Origin of the sequence: Phytobacter sp. SCO41 (genome assembly GCF_003073275.1) — a bacterium.
GTDB classification, from domain to species: Bacteria; Pseudomonadota; Gammaproteobacteria; order Enterobacterales; family Enterobacteriaceae; genus Phytobacter; species Phytobacter diazotrophicus.
In genome coordinates this window covers 1,340,761-1,359,430 of record NZ_CP027225.1, presented here as the reverse complement: position 1 = coordinate 1,359,430, position 18,670 = coordinate 1,340,761, and the positions used below count along the sequence as shown (strand labels likewise).

Genomic DNA, 18,670 nt, shown 5'->3' with positions numbered 1-18,670 from the left:
AAGGGTTATTTGCCGTCTTTACCGACATGCAGAATGGCGAGGAACGCTTCCTGCGGCAGTTCGACGTTGCCGACCTGCTTCATGCGTTTCTTACCTTCTTTCTGTTTCTGCAGCAGCTTTTTCTTACGGCTAACGTCACCGCCATAGCATTTTGCCAGAACGTTTTTACGCAGTTGTTTTACCGTCGAACGGGCAATGATGTGGTTACCAATGGCCGCCTGAATGGCAATATCAAACTGTTGACGCGGGATGAGATCCTTCATCTTCTCAACCAGCTCGCGCCCGCGGTATGGTGCGTTGTCGTTGTGGGTGATCAGCGCCAGCGCATCAACACGCTCACCGTTGATCAGCACGTCCACACGTACCATGTTGGAAGCCTGGAAGCGTTTGAAGTTGTAATCCAGTGACGCGTAGCCACGGGAGGTTGACTTCAGACGGTCGAAGAAGTCGAGCACCACTTCCGCCATCGGGATTTCATAGGTCAGCGCCACCTGGTTACCGTGGTAAACCATGTTGGTCTGCACGCCACGTTTCTCGATACAGAGCGTAATCACGTTGCCCAGGAACTCCTGTGGCAGCAGCATATGACACTCGGCAATCGGCTCACGCAGCTCATAAATATTGTTCAGCGGTGGCAGCTTGGACGGGCTGTCGACGTAGATAACCTCTTTCGAGGTGGTCTCAACTTCGTAGACTACCGTTGGTGCGGTGGTGATCAGATCCAGATCGTATTCACGCTCCAGACGCTCCTGAATGATCTCCATATGCAGCAGACCAAGGAAGCCGCAGCGGAAACCAAAGCCCAGCGCGGTAGAACTTTCCGGTTCGTAGAACAGCGATGCATCGTTCAGGCTCAGTTTGCCGAGCGCATCACGGAAGTTCTCGTAATCGTCGGAGCTTACCGGGAACAGACCGGCATAAACCTGTGGCTTCACCTTTTTAAAGCCCGGCAGCGCTTTGTCAGCCGCATTTCGCGCCAGCGTCAGGGTATCGCCCACCGGCGCGCCCATAATGTCTTTAATGGCGCAAACCAGCCAGCCTACTTCGCCGCAATTCAGTTCAGTACGGTCAACCTGTTTCGGTGTGAAGATGCCCAGACGGTCAGCGTTATAGACCTGGCCGGTACTCATCACTTTGACTTTATCACCTTTACGCAGCGTACCGTTTTTCACACGGATCAACGACACGACGCCCAGGTAGTTATCGAACCAGGAATCAATAATCAGTGCCTGTAACGGTGCATCCGGATCACCTTGAGGTGCCGGAATTTCGCGCACCAGGCGTTCGAGGACATCGACAACACCCACACCGGTTTTTGCAGAGCAACGCACCGCGTCGGTGGCATCGATACCAACGATATCTTCAATTTCTTCCGCAACACGTTCCGGATCGGCTGCAGGCAGGTCGATTTTATTCAGTACCGGCACCACTTCCAGATCCATTTCCATGGCGGTATAGCAGTTTGCCAGCGTCTGCGCCTCTACCCCCTGGCCGGCATCCACCACCAGCAACGCACCTTCACAGGCGGCCAGCGAACGGGAAACTTCGTAGGAGAAGTCAACGTGACCAGGAGTATCGATAAAGTTCAGTTGATAGGTTTCGCCATCGGACGCTTTAAAGTCCAGCGTAACGCTCTGCGCCTTGATGGTAATACCGCGTTCACGTTCGAGATCCATAGAATCAAGAACCTGAGCTTCCATTTCGCGATCGGACAAGCCGCCACAAATTTGGATAATGCGGTCAGACAGCGTCGACTTACCGTGGTCGATGTGAGCAATGATCGAAAAGTTACGTATATTCTTCATATAGGGAGATTTTTTGCCTTACGAATAACTAAGAGGCCGCGGTTCGGAGCCTGACGTCAAAAGTCTGAAACGCCGCATTCTACACTACAACCACAATGCGGGGAAATGCTCATACTGGCAACAAACCAGGCCGCGCATTCCCCCCGGTAAGACAGGAAAATCACTGGCATTATTCGGCAGGTGAATTGTCGATGCGCACCAGGTCGGGAGGGAGGCCAACGCTGATAATCACCGGCTGCCATTCGGAACGATTCGCCAGTTTTGGCGAAAAACTCCGCGCCAGTAAAAAACCGCCAACCCCACCCAATATGGCGCCGCACAACGTGGCCAGATCCTGATTAAAAAGGGTCTGGAAGAGCGCCGACATCAGGAAAAGACCAACCAGCGGAGACATATACACCAGCAGCGCTGACGTCAATAAACTGGCTTCGCCAATCCCCAGCTCCACTTTTTGCCCGGCAACCAGCGGCTGATCGCACGGTACGGACAAGGTATGGGTCATTTGCGGCCCAAGTTTGTTCAGTACGCGGCTCCCGCATCCACTTCGTGAAGCACAACTGCTACAGGAAGCTTTAACATCGCACTCCACCAGCGCTTCACCGTTTTTCCATGAGACGACGGTCGCCCACTCTTTGATCATTGTGCTGCCCTGAATTTGATGCTGTCCGCAATACGCTTGGCCGTTTGTGGGGGTAATTCGCCCACAATGGTAATTTCAGCGTTATCACGGATGGTTGTACTCACGGTCCGGCGTCCGGTACGCAACATCTGATCGGCACTGTTCTGATTAGCACGATTGACGTTCACCGAGAAACTAAACAGGCCGTCGGAATAAAGGCGGGATTCGACAGGCATGTCTATGGTAGGAAGCTGGCGACGACTGCTGGAGACTTCACTAAAACCTTGCGGTAACCAGGAAGGCAACCAGTTAAAGGCAACGCTGTCGCCCTGCGGAACGGACAGCAACGGCGGCAAGTTGGCGTTTGCCAGGGTCTGCATACTGCTGGCGATCTGTTGCCCGTTTACGGTGTAGGCAATCACGCGGAACTGTTCCAACGTTTCGCCATCTCTGTCGAGCAGATCCACGCGCATTGGCAGGCGCGTTTCCGCATCCATCCAGACAATGTAGCTATAACGCGTTCCGTCACGGGCAACAACCCGGATCACTTCACACAAGCGATCGGCAATACGCGTACGTCCGACAGAAATGAAATCGTAATAAGGCGCAAGGCGTTTGAAATCGGTATATACCAGCGAAGGGAGCGAATCGACAATGTAGTCGCCATTCAGCGTAAAGGGCTCAAGACCCGGCTCAAAGTAGCTTATTTCATTGCCACGCTGTACCACTTCCCGGCGGGGGCCGTCCATTTGCAAAAGCTGAGCGAGAGGCTGATTGTTTACGCGCGCGTGGCGGTAACGCAGAGACTCTACCCCTTGCTTGTTAATGCTGATAAAGGACAGTTCATAGTTGAGTGACTGGCTCGCCACGTTCATCTGCTGCAACAACGCCCCGGACGAGGTATCTGCCGAGGCGTTGCTTGAGAAGAACAGGCCTGCTGCCACAAAAGACATGGCACACCAAAGTTGCTTCATTACTGCGATTGGGTTCCTAACGTTTGATTTCCTGGCACTTGCACAGCAGCCTGCTGGGTTTGTGCCTGCTCAAACTTAAGCTGTTCGGAGTGCAGACGACGTTGCAGTTCGTAATCCTGCAACATGGCGTTAATACGGCGACGCTGTTCCTGCACCTGCTGTTGCTGACCGACATCCGCCGTTGCATCAGCCGGAACACCCAGACTTACCGGGCTGGCTTTGCCCATCATCGGCAGTGTATTAAACACCGGCGCTTCTGGCTGCTGGGTGGATTCAGACTGGCCATTATAGTGCTGGACACCCACAATAACTGCAAGCGATACGCATGCAGCCACGCCCATTTGCGTCAATTGACTGGCCCATGGACGGACTTTTGTCCAGAATGGCATTTTCTGCCACTGGTGCGGCGCAGGCTGAGCCTCAGGGATTAATGGTGTCGTCGGTTGAACAGACTCATTTTCAATCGCGGCCATAACTTGGGCTGAGATATCGAAGTGGAGAACATCAGCCGTATCACCGCGCATTGCGTCGCGAATGAGATGGTAGCTCTCCCAGGTTTTCTGCATTTCAGGATCGCGAGACAGCTCAGAGAGCAGCTCCCTATCCAGCGTTTCACCGTCCATTAAAGCGGAAAGTTGTTCTTTCTGCATGCCTAATACCTTTTCCAGTATCCCGCTATCGTCAACGCCTGATAAGCGGTTGAACTTTATTATCAATAGCTTCCCGCGCTCGGAAGATACGTGAACGCACTGTACCTACCGGGCAATCCATGATAGCGGCTATCTCTTCATAGCTCAGACCATCCAACTCCCGTAACGTAATTGCCATGCGTAAATCTTCCGGGAGCGACTCAATAGTACGGAAAACTATTTGTCTCAGTTCTTCTGACAACATTAAGTTCTCAGGGTTCGAAATTTCTTTCAGCGCACCGCCACTTTCGAAGTTTTCTGCTTCAATCGCGTCGACATCACTTGATGGCGGCCTGCGTCCCTGAGCAACCAGATAATTTTTTGCTGTATTCACAGCGATACGGTATAGCCAGGTATAAAAAGCACTATCTCCCCGGAACGAGTCCAGCGCGCGATAAGCCTTAATAAATGACTCTTGTACGACATCAGGCACATCGCCAGAAGGCACATAGCGGGAAACCAGACTCGCCACTTTATGCTGGTAGCGTACTACCAGTAAGTTGAACGCCTTCTGATCTCCTTTCTGGACCCTCTCAACAAGGACCTGATCCGTTAACTGCTCGCTCATCCGAGGTAAAATCTCCCCAAAACCTATTTCCACGCGTAAATGAAACGCCACTCCAAAACTGCACTATATGAGCAAGCAGCCATTTAGAGCGAAGGTTCAGTAAAAAGTTCCGTTACGCCTTTGTTTTTGTGAATCGTTCTGCAGACTTTTCATTATGACTCATTATAAGTCCACAAACTCTGTATCGGGTATGTTGATTATGAAAAGACCCGAAGACCGCCAGAGAGTAACGCAACACAGCCTTTTTTTCATCACCTAATCCATATCAGCTAACAATCTGCCAGATAACGATTTTCTTGCGGGCAACGCATTTATGCCGCCCTCGCATGTTTAGCCGTTAGTACAAATCATTAAAAAATGGCTACGCCAGGGCGGAATACGGTGCTATGCTGCCCGAACCTTGTTTAGTAAATTAAACACACCATCATGAAAACAACCCCCGAACTTTCGTGCGATGTGCTGGTCATCGGCAGCGGTGCCGCGGGCCTGTCTGTTGCTCTGCGCCTCGCTGAACGCCACAACGTTATCGTGTTAAGCAAAGGGCCGGTGAGTGAAGGCTCAACTTTTTACGCACAGGGCGGTATTGCCGCTGTGTTTGATGAAACCGACAGCGTTGAGTCTCATGTCGAAGATACGCTGATTGCCGGGGCTGGTATTGTCGAACGTCAGGCAGCAGAGTTTGTTGCCAGTAACGCCCGTCAGTGCGTGCAGTGGCTGATCGACCAGGGCGTCGCGTTCGATATGCAGGTGGATGCACAAGGAAGCGAAAGCTATCATCTGACCCGCGAAGGCGGCCACAGCCACCGCCGCATTCTGCATGCCGCCGATGCCACCGGAAAAGAGGTTGAAAACACCCTGGTCAGTAAGGCGCTGAATCACCCAAACATTCATATCATTGAACGCAGCAATGCGGTGGATTTGATTGTTTCCGATAAAATCGGCCTGCCCGGCACGCGTCGCGTCGTGGGCGCATGGATCTGGAACCGTAATAAAGAGATTGTGGAAACCTGCCATGCAAAAGCCGTCGTGCTGGCGACGGGCGGCGCGTCAAAAGTGTACCAGTACACCACCAACCCGGATATCTCATCCGGCGACGGTATCGCCATGGCCTGGCGTGCCGGATGTCGCGTGGCAAACCTGGAGTTCAATCAGTTTCACCCAACGGCCCTGTTCCACCCACAGGCGCGCAATTTCCTGCTCACCGAAGCTCTGCGCGGTGAAGGGGCGCATCTTAAACGTCCGGACGGCACCCGTTTCATGCCCGATTTTGACCCTCGCGGCGAACTGGCACCGCGCGATGTTGTCGCGCGCGCCATTGATCACGAGATGAAACGTCTGGGGGTTGATTGTATGTATCTCGACATCAGCCATAAACCTGAGGATTTTGTCCGCCAGCATTTCCCGATGATTTATGAAAAACTGCTGGGGCTGGGGATCGATTTAACCAAAGATCAGGTACCTATCGTGCCTGCCGCGCATTACACCTGCGGCGGCGTCATGGTGGACGAACATGGTCGGGCCGATGTCGATGGCTTGTATGCGATTGGCGAAGTGAGCTATACGGGCCTGCATGGCGCCAACCGTATGGCGTCTAACTCGCTGCTCGAATGTCTGGTTTACGGCTGGTCGGCGGCAGAAGATATTGATCGTCGGATCGGCATGACCCGCCCTGCCCCCACGCTTCCCGCCTGGGATGAAAGCCGCGTCGACGATGCCGATGAACGTGTGATTCTCCAGCATAACTGGCATGAGCTGCGCTTGTTTATGTGGGATTACGTTGGCATTGTGCGTACCACCAAACGTTTGGAGCGCGCCTTACGACGTATTACCTTGCTCCAGCAGGAAATTGACGAGTACTACGCCAATTTCCGCGTGTCGAACAATTTGCTGGAACTACGTAACCTGGTACAGGTGGCAGAGCTTATCGTGCGCTGCGCTATGGAACGTAAGGAAAGCCGCGGCTTGCACTATACGCTGGATTATCCGGATCAGTTGCCTGAATCCGGCCCAACGGTTTTGTCGCCACGCACTTACATGAATAAATAGAAAGCCTGAGTGAGCGCGGTGTAACTTTCAGAATAATGCTGATCGGCACCGCGGATCGCCAGCCAGTCGGTGAAGCATTCCCCCGGCGTTGGCGAAAAGGCCATTAATACGCGATGCGGCGGGCGATTTTCATACTCCGCCACATCCGTACGTAACCGTAAGTGCCAGCCTATACCCTGCGCTTTTTGGGCAAAGGCTTCACTCACGTCTACCGGGAGGATCACGCAGAAGAAACCGTCTTCGGTGATAAGCGACGCCGCACAATCCAGCAGCGCTGCGTGATCCAGCGTCGTGGTATAGCGCGCCTGTTCCCGCTCCGGGGTCGCACATTGCACGCCCTGCGCAAAAAAAGGCGGGTTACTGACAATCAGATCGTAACGTGCCGTTTGCCCCGCACACCAATCGCGAATATCCGCATGATGGACATGAAAACGCGCAGCCCAGGGTGTCGCCTGCCCATTCTCCTGAGCCTGTGCGGCCGCTTGCTCATCGAGTTCTACTGCATCGATGACAACCGCATCGGTTGTTCTCTGCGCCAACATCAGCGCCACCAGCCCGCTGCCCGTGCCAATATCCAGCACCCTTTTCGCCCGCGAAACAGGCGACCACGCACCGAGTAAGATGCCGTCGGTGCCGACTTTCATGGCGCAACGATCGTGTGCAACAAAAAACGCTTTAAATGTGAAACCATCGCGGCGCAACTGCGCCTTCTGGTGGGGCATCTTTACAACCTCTATACGGAAACAGACGTAGCATAGGTGAAAGCAAAGCGCCGGAAAAGTAATAAGCTTACAAACAGATGAAGATTGCAGCCGTAACGTCTATAATCAGCGCCCCACACAGAGGTAGATCATGACTGTAACGACTTTTTCCGAACTCGAACTCGACGACAGCCTACTGGACGCGCTCCAGGAGAAAGGTTTCACACGCCCGACCGCCATCCAGGCCGCCGCCATTCCGCCTGCGCTTGAAGGGCGTGATGTACTTGGCTCAGCGCCGACCGGTACGGGTAAAACGGCGGCATATTTGCTGCCAGCGTTGCAGCACCTGCTGGACTTCCCACGTAAGAAATCCGGCCCGCCGCGCATTCTCATCCTGACGCCGACTCGTGAACTGGCGATGCAGGTTGCCGACCACGCCCGCGAGCTGGCAAAAAATACCCACCTGGATATTGCCACCATCACCGGCGGTGTGGCCTATATGAACCACGCCGAAGTGTTCAGCGAAAACCAGGATATCGTGGTCGCAACCACAGGCCGACTGCTGCAATACATTAAAGAAGAGAATTTTGACTGCCGTGCGGTCGAAACATTGATCCTCGACGAAGCGGATCGCATGCTGGATCTGGGCTTTGCGCAGGACATCGAGCATATTTCTGGCGAAACACGCTGGCGCAAACAGACCATGCTGTTTTCCGCAACGCTGGAAGGTGAAGCGATCAAAGACTTCGCCGAGCGTCTGCTGGAAGATCCGGTTGAAGTTTCTGCAACGCCGTCCACCCGCGAGCGTAAAAAGATCCACCAGTGGTACTACCGCGCGGACAACTACGAACACAAGCTGGAATTGCTCAAGCATTTGCTCAAGCAAGACGGCGTGACCCGTTCAATCGTCTTCGTGCGTAAACGCGAGCGTGTCCATGAACTGGCGGAGCAATTGCGTGCAGCGGGTATCAACAACTGCTATCTCGAAGGCGAGATGGCACAGGCGAAACGCGTTGAAGGCATCAAACGCCTGACCGACGGTCGCGTTAATGTGCTGGTTGCCACCGATGTCGCCGCCCGTGGTATCGATATTCCTGACGTGAGCCATGTGTTTAACTTCGATATGCCGCGCAGTGGTGACACCTATCTGCACCGAATCGGCCGTACCGGTCGCGCGGGACGCAAAGGGACCGCGATTTCACTGGTCGAAACCCACGATCATCTGCTATTGCAGAAGATTGGTCGCTACGTTGAAGAACCGCTGAAAATCCGCGTGATTGATGAACTGCGCCCCACTACGCGCGCGCCGAGCGAAAAAATGACCGGTAAGCCGTCGAAGAAAGTGCTGGCTAAGCGTGCAGAGAAGAAAAAAGAGAAAGAAAAAGAGAAGCCGCGCGTTAAACAGCGCCACCGCGATACCAAAAATATTGGTAAGCGCCGTAAGCCAAGCGCCGCCGCGACAGAACAACAAAATAACGAAGAGTAAAAAAACGCCGGGATAGCCCGGCGTTTTTATTTCTGCAGCCTGCGGATTACAGGCTTTCAGTAAAGGTACGAGCGATAACGTCGCGCTGCTGTTCCGGCGTCAGAGAATTGAAACGTACGGCATAGCCAGAAACACGGATGGTCAGCTGTGGGTATTTTTCCGGATGTTCTACAGCATCCAGAAGCGTTTCGCGACGCAGCACGTTTACGTTCAGATGCTGACCGCCTTCTACACGAACTTCCGGTTTCACTTCCATCGGAATTTCACGGTATTCAATGTCACCCAGTTTGCTCACAGCAACGACTTCATCTTCGGAATAACCGGCTTTTGCACAAACACAGCGCGCTTCGCCTTTTTCGCTGTCGAGCAACCAGAAAGAGTTCAACAGATCATCGTTTGCCGCTTTAGTAATTTGGATACCCGTAATCATGATGTGCCTCCCTTAGGCATTATTTTTGATTTGATCGGCCTTGTGGCGGCCAATTGGTAAAACCATTGTTGCTTGAGTGTATATATACCCTCCACACACCCCTGATTCTTTGATTAAAATCAATAAAAACCACACCACGAAAAAGGTAATAGGCGGAATTTATTGTTTTACATCAAGTTAGCAACTTTCCAGCCCTTAAAATTTTTGTAAATTTTCAAATTTTTTTAAGCTTCTAACGTTCTGTTTTACGTGTCGATTTTGCGCCAGCGGAAGAAGCAGTTAAGCTACAGTCACTGAAATTGGCAGGAGAGCGGGATGACCACCTCATTAACATGGCACGATGTGCTGGCAGAAGAGAAACAACAGCCTTACTTTATCAATACCCTCAGCGCGGTAGCGACAGAACGGCAGTCCGGTGTCACCATCTATCCGCCGCAAAAAGATGTCTTCAATGCGTTCCGTTTTACTGAACTGGGCGATGTCAAAGTCGTGATCCTCGGTCAGGATCCCTATCACGGCCCCGGTCAGGCCCATGGGCTGGCATTTTCGGTGCGTCCCGGTATCGCCATCCCGCCATCATTACTGAATATGTATAAAGAGCTCGAACAGTCGGTACCCGGGTTCGTTCGACCGACGCATGGTTATCTGGAAAGCTGGGCGCATCAGGGCGTGCTGCTTCTCAATACTGTCTTAACGGTGCGCGCCGGACAGGCGCACTCCCATGCCAGTCTTGGCTGGGAGACCTTTACCGATAAAGTGATCAGTCTCATCAATGAACACCGTGAAGGCGTGGTGTTTTTACTTTGGGGATCGCATGCGCAGAAGAAAGGGGCAATTATCGACGGTAAACGCCACCATGTATTGAAAGCGCCCCACCCGTCACCGTTATCCGCACACAGGGGCTTCTTCGGGTGTAAGCACTTTGTTCTGGCAAATGAATGGCTGGAAAAACACGGCCAGACACCGATCGACTGGATGCCTGTGTTACCGGCGGAAAGTGAATAAATATTGCAGCTCACATCCCGCAGCAATGGCGGGATGTGTTGAACACATTTACAGGTACTCTTCTCCCGTCGCAATTTCCCGCACGGCCCGTTCCCGGAACTGACTGGGACTTACGCCCGTATGCTTATGAAAGAAACGGGTAAAATAGGCCTCATCGTTAAATCCCAGAAAGGCAGCCAGTTGTTTGATGGTCTTTGAGGTATAAACCAGCTCGCGCTGCGCTTCCTGAATCACCCGCATATTAATCACATCCAGACTCGACATCCCCAGCGTTAAACGGCACAGACGCGAGAGATGTCCGGGCGACATTCCCATTTCGCAGGAGTAATCATTCACCGTCAGCCGCTGGCGAAATTTCTGGTCAACGATGGCGAGGAATTTGTTGATCTGCGATGCCTTGCGCGACGAGTTATCCATCTGCTGATCGGCGAAACCGGGCTCGGTAATCCGCGATAGATGAACAAACATAGAGATAAACAGCGACGCGCACATTGCTGTTTGGTTAATCATGGGCACGCGTAATTCATTCAGCATAGAGTAATAAAACGCCCAGATGGCATCCTTCTCGTCGGGGAAATACTCCAGCGAAATAATGCACGGTTTATGCACCAGCTTGAGGATATCGGGTGCCAGCACGCCAATGACCGACTCAAGCGGCCGCTGCGAAGCCGTAATGGTGAGTCCTTCGGTATCTGGCGTGTAGTGAAAACCGTGAACAGTCTGCGCGGGGACCAGAATCAGACAGGGGGCTTTTGCCAGTTGTCGCGTGCAGTTCATCAATACTTCGACCTGCCCTCGCTGGATGAATAACACCTGAATAAGCGAGTCATGTACATGCGGGCTTGCCCGCCAGTTCAGATCCTTTGATCGCAAGGAGATCATCTCGACATTGAAAAAATTCTCCCAGCTAAGCCCAGACTGCTCACCGTATAATGCATAAGTAGGAATAGTGGTTGCCATCAATGCTCCTCTACTCTTCTCAGTGCTGCTGCACGGCCTGGCTGGTCTGTCGGGAACTGTGAAAACAGCGGACTTATTCCGCAATATCTGCGTTCAGCACTCGAAGACCAGCGCAGCAAACGATTTAAAAAACGAGATCGTCAGGCGGGTAAAATGACTGCGCCCTCCTGACGTAACGACTCGATATCTTTAGCTGAGTATCCATATTCACTCAGAATTTGTTGTGAGTGATATCCCAGTCGCCGGGACGGTTGGATCTGCGATTCTCCCATGCCGTGGATCGTAACAGGCGGCGTCACCAGCACCCGTTTATTTCCCGTGGGGTACTCAACGTGACGCAGGCAGTCGGTCGCCCATGCCTGGTCATCTTCCAGAATCTCATCCGGGGTATACCCTTTCTCATGGGCAAAATCGTTTTCTTTTAAGAGCCGCATCATCTCGCTAAGCGGACGTTTAGCGACCTGCTCACTGATAATATTGATAATGTCCCGATTACGGCCAAACTGGTTCACATCGGCAATACGGCAAAATTCCGGACTGTCGACCAGATCCTCACGGCCAAGAAGCACCATAAACTTATTGAAGAAGCGATCGTATTCCGGAATACAAATGACCATCCATCGCCCATCAAGAGTTTTATAGGTGTTGTTGAACGGGTTGGAGACTTCACAGCGCGACTTCGGATAGACGTTGCCGTACTGTGCTGAGGTCACGGCAATGCTCATCATAAACAGCGCCGTATGGTGCAGGCTAACCGTCACCTTCTCGCCCGTTCCCGAAAGCGTACGCCCGTACAGCGCAGCGCAAATACCCGACACCAGGCACATGGACGCCTGAAAATCACCAAAGCCGTTTACCGAGTTGATCGGGGTTTCGCCGCGCTCATTGGTTGACCCAAGGATCCCGCCGCGACAAACGTAAGCCGTCGCATCAAACCCGGCGGTGTCTTTTTCCGGCCCTTTTTCGCCATACCCCAGGATCTGCGCGAAGATTAAGCGTGGAAAGCGCAAGTGCAACTCTTCCCAGGAAAACCCAAGCCGTTCAAGCGCTTTTGTGCGATAGCTGGTCACAACGACATCTGCCGTCGAGAGGATGCGGTACGCAATAGCTTTCGCGCTCTCTTTTTTCAGGTTCAGGCACAGGAATCGTTTATTAGCATTAGAGATATCAAATGCCGGGTTTTCGTCATCCTCGTAAGGCATGTTGAACACAGAAGCCTGAGTACGTCCCGGATCGCCAGACGGCGGTTCGATTTTGATCACATCCGCCCCCCAGTCACCCAGAATACGTGCCACGGTGGGTGCTGCCAGGAATGACGTTAAATCCACTACTTTAATGCCTTCTAATGGCCTCATAAGTCATGCTCCTTCATTTTGGAAAAACCCTGTCGCCCCGCCAGTCCGCCCGCGCCGCGCAAATTCTCGTGCAATCCTTTCTTTTCAATGGGTTTAATCCGGGCGATAAGCATGAAGAATGCGCCCAGAATGGCGATGCTTGCCCCCAGATAGAGCGCGTACTCATACTGTCCGGAAACATCAATAACCCATCCCGCCAGAACCGGCGAAAGAATACCCGCCAGCGTGCCAAATACGCCGTTCAACCCCACCAGCATGCCGGTGTTTTTCTGGGAGAAAATAATCGGAATGGAGAAATGCGCAGCCATAGTGAAACAGAGGAAAAAATTCGAGGCGGAGATGAGCGTAGCCGCGCTCCAGAGGCTGTTTGCTCGCGTCCCCAGAATGAGAAACACCCCGGCCAGCAGCAGTCCGGCAACCGGAGAGAGCTTACGCCCGATATTTTGCCCAAAGCGCCGACAGGCGGCGTCCGTGACCAGACCGCCGAGCGGATAAGCCAGAATGGCCACCAGATACGGGAGCATGGAGTAAATCGCGCTTTGTTTAAGATCGATACCGCGTCCCATCGCGAAATAGGTCGGCAGCCAGGTCATAAAGAGAAAAAACAGATAATTCGTACAGAAGTAACACAACGCACAGGCCCAGATAGAGGGTGTTGACAGGATATCGGCTTTCGTCAGATCGCCCCCTGCCGTCTCTTTCTGGGCGGATGGTTCCGCGTTAGCAACGGCCTGCCCCGCCTGAATATACGCAAGCTCCTGACGGTTGATGCGATTATCCATTTGCGGGCGACTGTTACCCAGCCACCACCACAGCAGGCACCACACTAACCCCGGCACAGAGACGATGTAAAAAACGGATTTCCAGCCCCAGGTTTGAATAATCCAGGCCGCCAGCACCATGGCAAAGGCGATCCCCGCAGGACAACCAACCTGTAGTAAGCCGGTCGCTTTGCCGGATTCACTTTTAGGTACCCATCTGGCCGCCAGCGAAAAGTTCGCCGGAACCAGCAGCCCCTGCCCGACGCCAACCAGAATACGCAGCAGCATCATGATGCCGAGCGTGGAACCTAGCGGTGTTAAGAAAGTAAAAACGACCCACCACAAGGTACCGGTTACCAGCACAATCCCACCGCCAAAGCGGTCAGCCAGCAGCCCTGCCGGCAACATTGTTATCGCGTAACCAATAAAAAATGCGGTGGAGACCCAGCCAAACTGAATGGCGGTCCAGCCATATTCATGCATCAGTGCCGGCCCGCACATCGACATACTGCTACGGGCAACAAACATAACGAAATAATCAATAATCAGCAGAACAATAATGCCCCAACGTCTATTCCCAGGTGATGTACTCATAGGTCACTCTCGCGAGAAAATAAGAATGATCGCACCCACGAAATCACGCGCAGTGTGCGATCACAGGCGGGATATAACGGAATAACATCCCATGATATCCCTTCGTTGCATGGGCTCAGGCGGATTAGCGAATTTCACCCGCGGCGGCAATCAGCGGACGTGCAATCGTCAGGCGCTGAACGGTACGCGGGCCTTCTTCAAACCACAGCGCGCGTGCATCGCGATACATTCTTTCCACCGGGCCATACGGGTTATCTTCGAAGTAACCAATCCCACCGAAGATCTCCAGGCAGCTATCCGACACAGTTCGCACCGTATCAATACCGTGCAGTTTGCACATCGCCGAAACCATCTCGATGTCTTCGCCGCGATCGAATTTCTGCGCGCAATCACGCAGCATTACGCGCAGGGCATGAACCTGAGTGCCCATGTCTGCCAGCGTTTGCTGAATGGCCTGACGCGCTACCAGTGGCTTACCGAACGTCACACGATCCTTCGCACGGGCAATCGCCAGTTCCAGGAAGCGCTGCGACATGCCCAGGCAGGTAACAGCAATCATCGCTCTGGAGTGCGCCAACGCATCCATGAAGATATCCAGACCATCACCCTCTTTGCCCATAATGTTGTGCGCAGGCACTTCGCAGTTTTCAAAACGCAGATATGCATGGCCCGCGCCACGGCAGCCCATCATGTGTGGCATCGGATCGATGTAATAACCCGGCGTGTTGGTTTCGATAAAGAAAGCGGTTAATCCCCCTTTTTTGCGTTTGCTTTCATCCGTTACCGCAATAACGTAGCTACCGTCAGAAATATCCGTATGGGAGATCAGGGTCTTGGTACCATTGAGAATGTATTTATCCCCTTTTCTTACTGCGGTTGTCCGGATATCCGCCCCGGAACCACACTCTGCTTCGGTCAGTGCAAAGTTGATGTAAGCATCTTTATTGGCCAGTAACGGCAGCCATTTAGCGCGAAGGTCGGGGGCGCCATGGTCATACATGATGCGCCAGTTCAGGCCGTTAGCATGGTGCAGGTTCATACGCATACCGCCAGGGCCGCGGCAGAACTCTTCCATGACGGAAAAGAATTGCTCGCAGTTCAGTCCCAGACCGCCAAACTCTTCAGGAATGGCCAGGCGAAATAAATCATTTTTGCGACATACGTCGTAATAGGAGTCCGGGAAGACATTAGTTCGCTCAACCACCAGTTGGATTTCCTCCAACTCTGTTTCCGTGACTTTTCTGACTTTTTCTTTCAGTGCTTCCAGTTGCTGTTGAGATAAAATAGCCATATACCAACCCCACTTCATATTAAATGATTAAATAACCATTGAAGAATTCAGACGATACCAATGTAAGTTGCAATAAATCCTGGGCCCCTTTTCGTCTTTCTTCACGAATTGACACCGGGATTATAAAAAGTGGCGCAAAGGCTTGATATTGACATATCCAACCAATTATTGGACAAATCGAACATACATGATGTAGCGATGTCACACAAAATAACAATAAAAACAAATAGATAAATAAAATAATCAGGCGATAAAAAATTTAAAAATTACCAACACGCATCACAAAACGGGCTTTAATGTTCGTTTTGTCCAGGATCAAGTGAGATATGTCTATATATCCTCGAAACACCTGTAATTATTATTCCAGATAAAACAACATTCGAACCAGTAATTATAAAAGCTGGCGAACCGGACAGAATGATCGGCGATAATAATGCCGGGGAGTGCTTTATTTTATAAATCCCCACCGGAGAACCTATCAAGAGGATGCGTCATGGACTTTAGCCTGACCGAAGAACAGGAATTACTATTAGCAAGTATTCGGGAGTTGATTACCCGTAATTTTCCCGAAGAGTATTTCAAAAGATGCGATGAGACACGGACTTTCCCGCGCGAGTTCTTCAATGCCTTAGCCGAAAGCGGCATTGGTTTATTGGGCATTCCCGAAGAGCTGGGCGGCGTGCCCGCCGACATGATGACCCAGGTACTGGTGCTCGAAGAAATTGCCCGCATGGGCGCCCCGGCCTACATCATGACCGAGGGGCAATGCATCCATAACATGCAGCGGTTTGGTAACGCAGAGCAACTGGCCAAAACCGCCGAGGTGGGCCTGACGGGGATCCCCGCCTACTCTCTGGCATTTACCGAACCCCAGGCCGGTTCAGACAACAATCGCATCGCCACCACCTACACCCGTAAGAACGGCAAAGTGTATCTGAATGGTCAAAAGACCTTTATCACCGGTGCAAAAGATTACCCCTACATGCTGGTGCTGGCACGCAATCCCGAGCCGGAAGATCCTAAGCGCTGTTTCACCTTATGGTGGCTGGATCCCAATTCCCCCGGCGTCAAACGCAACAATCTGCATAAAGTCGGCTGGCATATGGTCAGCAACTGCGAAGTCTTTCTGGATAACGTTGAGTTAGAAGAGAGCGACATGGTGGGCCAGGAAGGTTATGGCTTTATCCATATGATGCAAAACTTCGATATCGAACGCCTGGTCATTGCCGCCCACTCGCTGGGGGTGGCGGAATGCGCCTTCGAAGATGCTGCGCGCTACGCCAATCAGCGCATTCAGTTCGGCCAAAACATTGGCCAGTTCCAGATGATACAGCTCAAGTTGACCCAAATGGCCATCAAAATTCAGAACATGAAAAACATGGTCTACCGCACCGCCTGGGAGTGCGACAACGATTTATCGATGCGTCTGTCCGCCCCGATGTGCAAGTTGTACTGCGCTCAGTCGGCCTGCGAGGTGATTGACGATGCGATGCAAATTCTGGGCGGTCTCGGCTACACCGATGACAGCCGCGTATCCCGCTTCTGGCGCGACACCCGCGTAAACCGCATTGGCGGCGGCACCGACGAGATTATGGTTTACATCTCCGCTCGCCAGATCCTGAAACAGTATGAAAAATAATAGGATATGCCATGAGATTTATTGCCTGCTACAAACTGGTTCCTGAGGAACAGGATATCGTTATCACGGCTGACAGAACCCTGGCGACAGACAAGGCCGGGGAAAAAATCAGCCCCTTTGATCTCAACGCAATTGAGGCCGCCGTTCAGCTCGCGGGGGAAAGCCATGAAGTGGTGGCCCTGAGCGTAGGGGGAAAAGCGCTCGATAACGCCAAACTGCGTAAAGACGCCCTTTCACGTGGTCCCAATGCGCTTTACCTGGTTCGCGATGATCGTCTGGCCAGTTCCCTGCCCTATGACACCGCACGCGCTATTGCTGCCGCGAGCCAGAAAATCGCCTTCGACCTGCTGATCTGTGGCGAAGGTTCCGGCGATATGTACGCCCAGCAAACCGGGCTGCTGGTCGGTGCAATGTTGCAGCTCCCGGCGGTGAACGGCGTCAGCAAAATTGAACTCAAAGAGGGCTTCGTCACCGTTGAGCGCACTCTGGAAAATGAAATAGAAGTGCTGGATGTGCCACTCCCGGCGGTACTGTGCGTCTCATCGGATATCAACCTGCCACGCATCCCCTCGATGAAAGCCATCCTCGGCGCCGGGAAGAAAAGCGTCACCCAATGGAGCGCGGGTGACATTGACTGGGCACCGGATTCAGCGCGGACTGAATTAGCTGGCGTCTACGCGCCGCAACAGACGGAACGCAAACACATCATCATTGAAGGCGACGGGCAGGAAGAGGTCTCTCGCCTGCGTGATTATCTGACCAACGCGTTGAGCTAAGGGCAGCGGAGAAGCATCATGGGCAAAATCAATAATGTTTGGGTATTCAGCGACAGTGCCGATCGCTATGCAGATCTGCTCGCTGGCGCACGACAACTGGGTGAACACGTTAACGCAGTGATATGGGATGAGCGTGACGTTACTGAGGTTAAACAGGCAGACGCGGTCTATTTGCTGTGTGGCAAAACCGATAAGCAGCGCGTCGAAAACTATGCGGAAACATTCGCCTCGCTTGTCAGAAAAGAAGACGGCAAAACGCTGATTCTACTGGCCGCGACACGCCGTGGCAAAGGCCTGGCGGCAAAACTCAGCGTGCTGCTGCAATCCGCGCTGGTGAATGACGTGACCCTGCTGGAACACAACGGCGACGACCTGTACGCCGAACATCGCATGTATGGCGGGCTGGCATTTGGGCGGGAAAAAGTGAATACCGCTGTCGCCGTCATCACGCTGGCGAGCGGTGTTTATGAGCCGTTGGCCGAAGTAAACGCCGCTACTGCCCCACTCACTCAGGTGGATTACATCCCACCCGCCAATGAAATGCTCTGTCGTGAACGGCGGTCAAAAACGGCCAGTAACGTCGACCTTGGTAAAGCGCGCCGTGTCATCGGTATTGGCCGTGGCCTACTGGCGAAAGAGGATCTGCAAATGGTCTGGGATCTGGCCTCTGCGCTGGATGCCGAAGTGGGCTGTTCGCGTCCGATTGCCGAAGGCGAACACTGGATGGATCGCGAACGTTACGTTGGCGTTTCCGGCGTGCTGCTGAAATCCGATATCTATCTCGCCCTGGGCATTTCCGGGCAGATCCAGCATATGGTCGGTGGCAATGGCGCCAAAACCATTATCGCCGTTAACAAAGATAAAAACGCGCCGATTTTCCAGTACGCCGATTATGGTCTGGTGGGCGATATCTATAAGGTCGTCCCCCTGTTAACGGAATTATTAAAACGATAAGACGCAAGCCGCCAGTC

The 18,670-nt window shown here is 52.8% G+C and carries 17 protein-coding genes; 6 read left to right on the top strand and 11 right to left on the bottom strand.

Annotated features, from left to right (window positions below; genetic code table 11):
* Nucleotides 1-5: 5 nt before the first annotated feature.
* The 5 genes from lepA to rpoE form a co-directional block, all read right to left on the bottom strand.
* A complete protein-coding gene (gene lepA, locus C5523_RS06740; RefSeq protein WP_039079626.1) occupies nt 6-1,805 on the bottom strand; it encodes a translation elongation factor 4 in 1,800 nt (599 codons plus the stop codon).
* Between the two features lie 169 nt (nt 1,806-1,974).
* Nucleotides 1,975-2,445 carry a SoxR-reducing system protein RseC gene (gene rseC / locus C5523_RS06735; RefSeq protein WP_071193439.1) on the bottom strand — a complete coding sequence of 157 codons (471 nt, stop codon included), beginning with the start codon at nt 2,443-2,445 and terminating at the stop codon, nt 1,975-1,977.
* The gene (gene rseB, locus C5523_RS06730; RefSeq protein WP_039079565.1) at nt 2,442-3,398 is read right to left on the bottom strand and encodes a sigma-E factor regulatory protein RseB; all 957 of its coding nucleotides are present in this window, start codon (nt 3,396-3,398) and stop codon (nt 2,442-2,444) included. Before rseB ends, rseC begins: the two co-directional genes overlap by 4 nt.
* Nucleotides 3,398-4,048 carry an anti-sigma-E factor RseA gene (gene rseA, locus C5523_RS06725; protein WP_039079564.1) on the bottom strand — a complete coding sequence of 217 codons (651 nt, stop codon included), beginning with the start codon at nt 4,046-4,048 and terminating at the stop codon, nt 3,398-3,400. The genes rseB and rseA overlap by 1 nt, the downstream gene beginning before the upstream one ends.
* 31 nt (nt 4,049-4,079) lie before the next feature.
* Entirely contained in the window at nt 4,080-4,655 is a 576-nt protein-coding gene (gene rpoE, locus C5523_RS06720) for an RNA polymerase sigma factor RpoE (RefSeq protein WP_000003307.1), read from the bottom strand.
* A gap of 426 nt (nt 4,656-5,081) precedes the next feature.
* Between rpoE and nadB the strand changes: the two genes are divergently transcribed.
* Nucleotides 5,082-6,701 carry an L-aspartate oxidase gene (nadB, locus tag C5523_RS06715; RefSeq protein ID WP_039079563.1) on the top strand — a complete coding sequence of 540 codons (1,620 nt, stop codon included), beginning with the start codon at nt 5,082-5,084 and terminating at the stop codon, nt 6,699-6,701.
* Here the strand turns inward: nadB and C5523_RS06710 are convergent.
* Nucleotides 6,686-7,423: a tRNA1(Val) (adenine(37)-N6)-methyltransferase gene (locus C5523_RS06710; protein WP_039079562.1), complete on the bottom strand. Its 738-nt coding sequence runs from the start codon at nt 7,421-7,423 to the stop codon at nt 6,686-6,688. The two genes, nadB and C5523_RS06710, sit on opposite strands and share 16 nt — an antisense overlap.
* A gap of 130 nt (nt 7,424-7,553) precedes the next feature.
* Here C5523_RS06710 and srmB point away from each other — a divergent pair, with 130 nt between their 5' ends.
* Entirely contained in the window at nt 7,554-8,888 is a 1,335-nt protein-coding gene (srmB, locus tag C5523_RS06705; protein WP_039079561.1) for an ATP-dependent RNA helicase SrmB, read from the top strand.
* Between the two features lie 46 nt (nt 8,889-8,934).
* On the opposite strand, the gene grcA is transcribed toward srmB, so the two are convergent.
* Nucleotides 8,935-9,318: an autonomous glycyl radical cofactor GrcA gene (gene grcA / locus C5523_RS06700; protein ID WP_039079560.1), complete on the bottom strand. Its 384-nt coding sequence runs from the start codon at nt 9,316-9,318 to the stop codon at nt 8,935-8,937.
* 315 nt (nt 9,319-9,633) lie between these two features.
* Between grcA and ung the strand changes: the two genes are divergently transcribed.
* Nucleotides 9,634-10,323 (top strand): uracil-DNA glycosylase, encoded by a 690-nt coding sequence (gene ung, locus C5523_RS06695; RefSeq protein WP_071193442.1) that lies wholly within the window; start codon nt 9,634-9,636, stop codon nt 10,321-10,323.
* Nucleotides 10,324-10,371: 48 nt separating this feature from the next.
* Here ung and C5523_RS06690 read toward each other — a convergent pair whose 3' ends face one another.
* The 4 genes from C5523_RS06690 to C5523_RS06675 all read right to left on the bottom strand — a co-directional run bounded on the left by C5523_RS06690 (nt 10,372) and on the right by C5523_RS06675 (nt 15,284).
* On the bottom strand, nt 10,372-11,283 hold the full coding sequence (locus tag C5523_RS06690) for a helix-turn-helix domain-containing protein (protein WP_108700822.1): 912 nt from the start codon (nt 11,281-11,283) through the stop codon (nt 10,372-10,374).
* Nucleotides 11,284-11,423: 140 nt separating this feature from the next.
* A complete protein-coding gene (locus C5523_RS06685; protein WP_107224235.1) occupies nt 11,424-12,638 on the bottom strand; it encodes a CaiB/BaiF CoA-transferase family protein in 1,215 nt (404 codons plus the stop codon).
* The gene (locus C5523_RS06680) at nt 12,635-13,993 is read right to left on the bottom strand and encodes an MFS transporter (protein WP_108700821.1); all 1,359 of its coding nucleotides are present in this window, start codon (nt 13,991-13,993) and stop codon (nt 12,635-12,637) included. The genes C5523_RS06685 and C5523_RS06680 overlap by 4 nt, the downstream gene beginning before the upstream one ends.
* A 124-nt stretch (nt 13,994-14,117) precedes the next feature.
* Entirely contained in the window at nt 14,118-15,284 is a 1,167-nt protein-coding gene (locus C5523_RS06675; protein ID WP_108700820.1) for an acyl-CoA dehydrogenase family protein, read from the bottom strand.
* A 493-nt stretch (nt 15,285-15,777) separates the two neighbouring features.
* On the opposite strand from C5523_RS06675, the gene C5523_RS06670 reads away from it, so the two are divergent.
* From C5523_RS06670 to C5523_RS06660, 3 genes are read left to right on the top strand one after another with little or no spacing between them, the layout of a single operon-like run.
* Nucleotides 15,778-16,923: an acyl-CoA dehydrogenase gene (locus C5523_RS06670; protein WP_039079555.1), complete on the top strand. Its 1,146-nt coding sequence runs from the start codon at nt 15,778-15,780 to the stop codon at nt 16,921-16,923.
* A gap of 11 nt (nt 16,924-16,934) precedes the next feature.
* On the top strand, nt 16,935-17,699 hold the full coding sequence (locus C5523_RS06665; protein WP_039079554.1) for an electron transfer flavoprotein: 765 nt from the start codon (nt 16,935-16,937) through the stop codon (nt 17,697-17,699).
* Nucleotides 17,700-17,717: 18 nt separating this feature from the next.
* Nucleotides 17,718-18,653 carry an FAD-binding protein gene (locus C5523_RS06660; protein ID WP_108700819.1) on the top strand — a complete coding sequence of 312 codons (936 nt, stop codon included), beginning with the start codon at nt 17,718-17,720 and terminating at the stop codon, nt 18,651-18,653.
* Nucleotides 18,654-18,670: the final 17 nt, after the last annotated feature.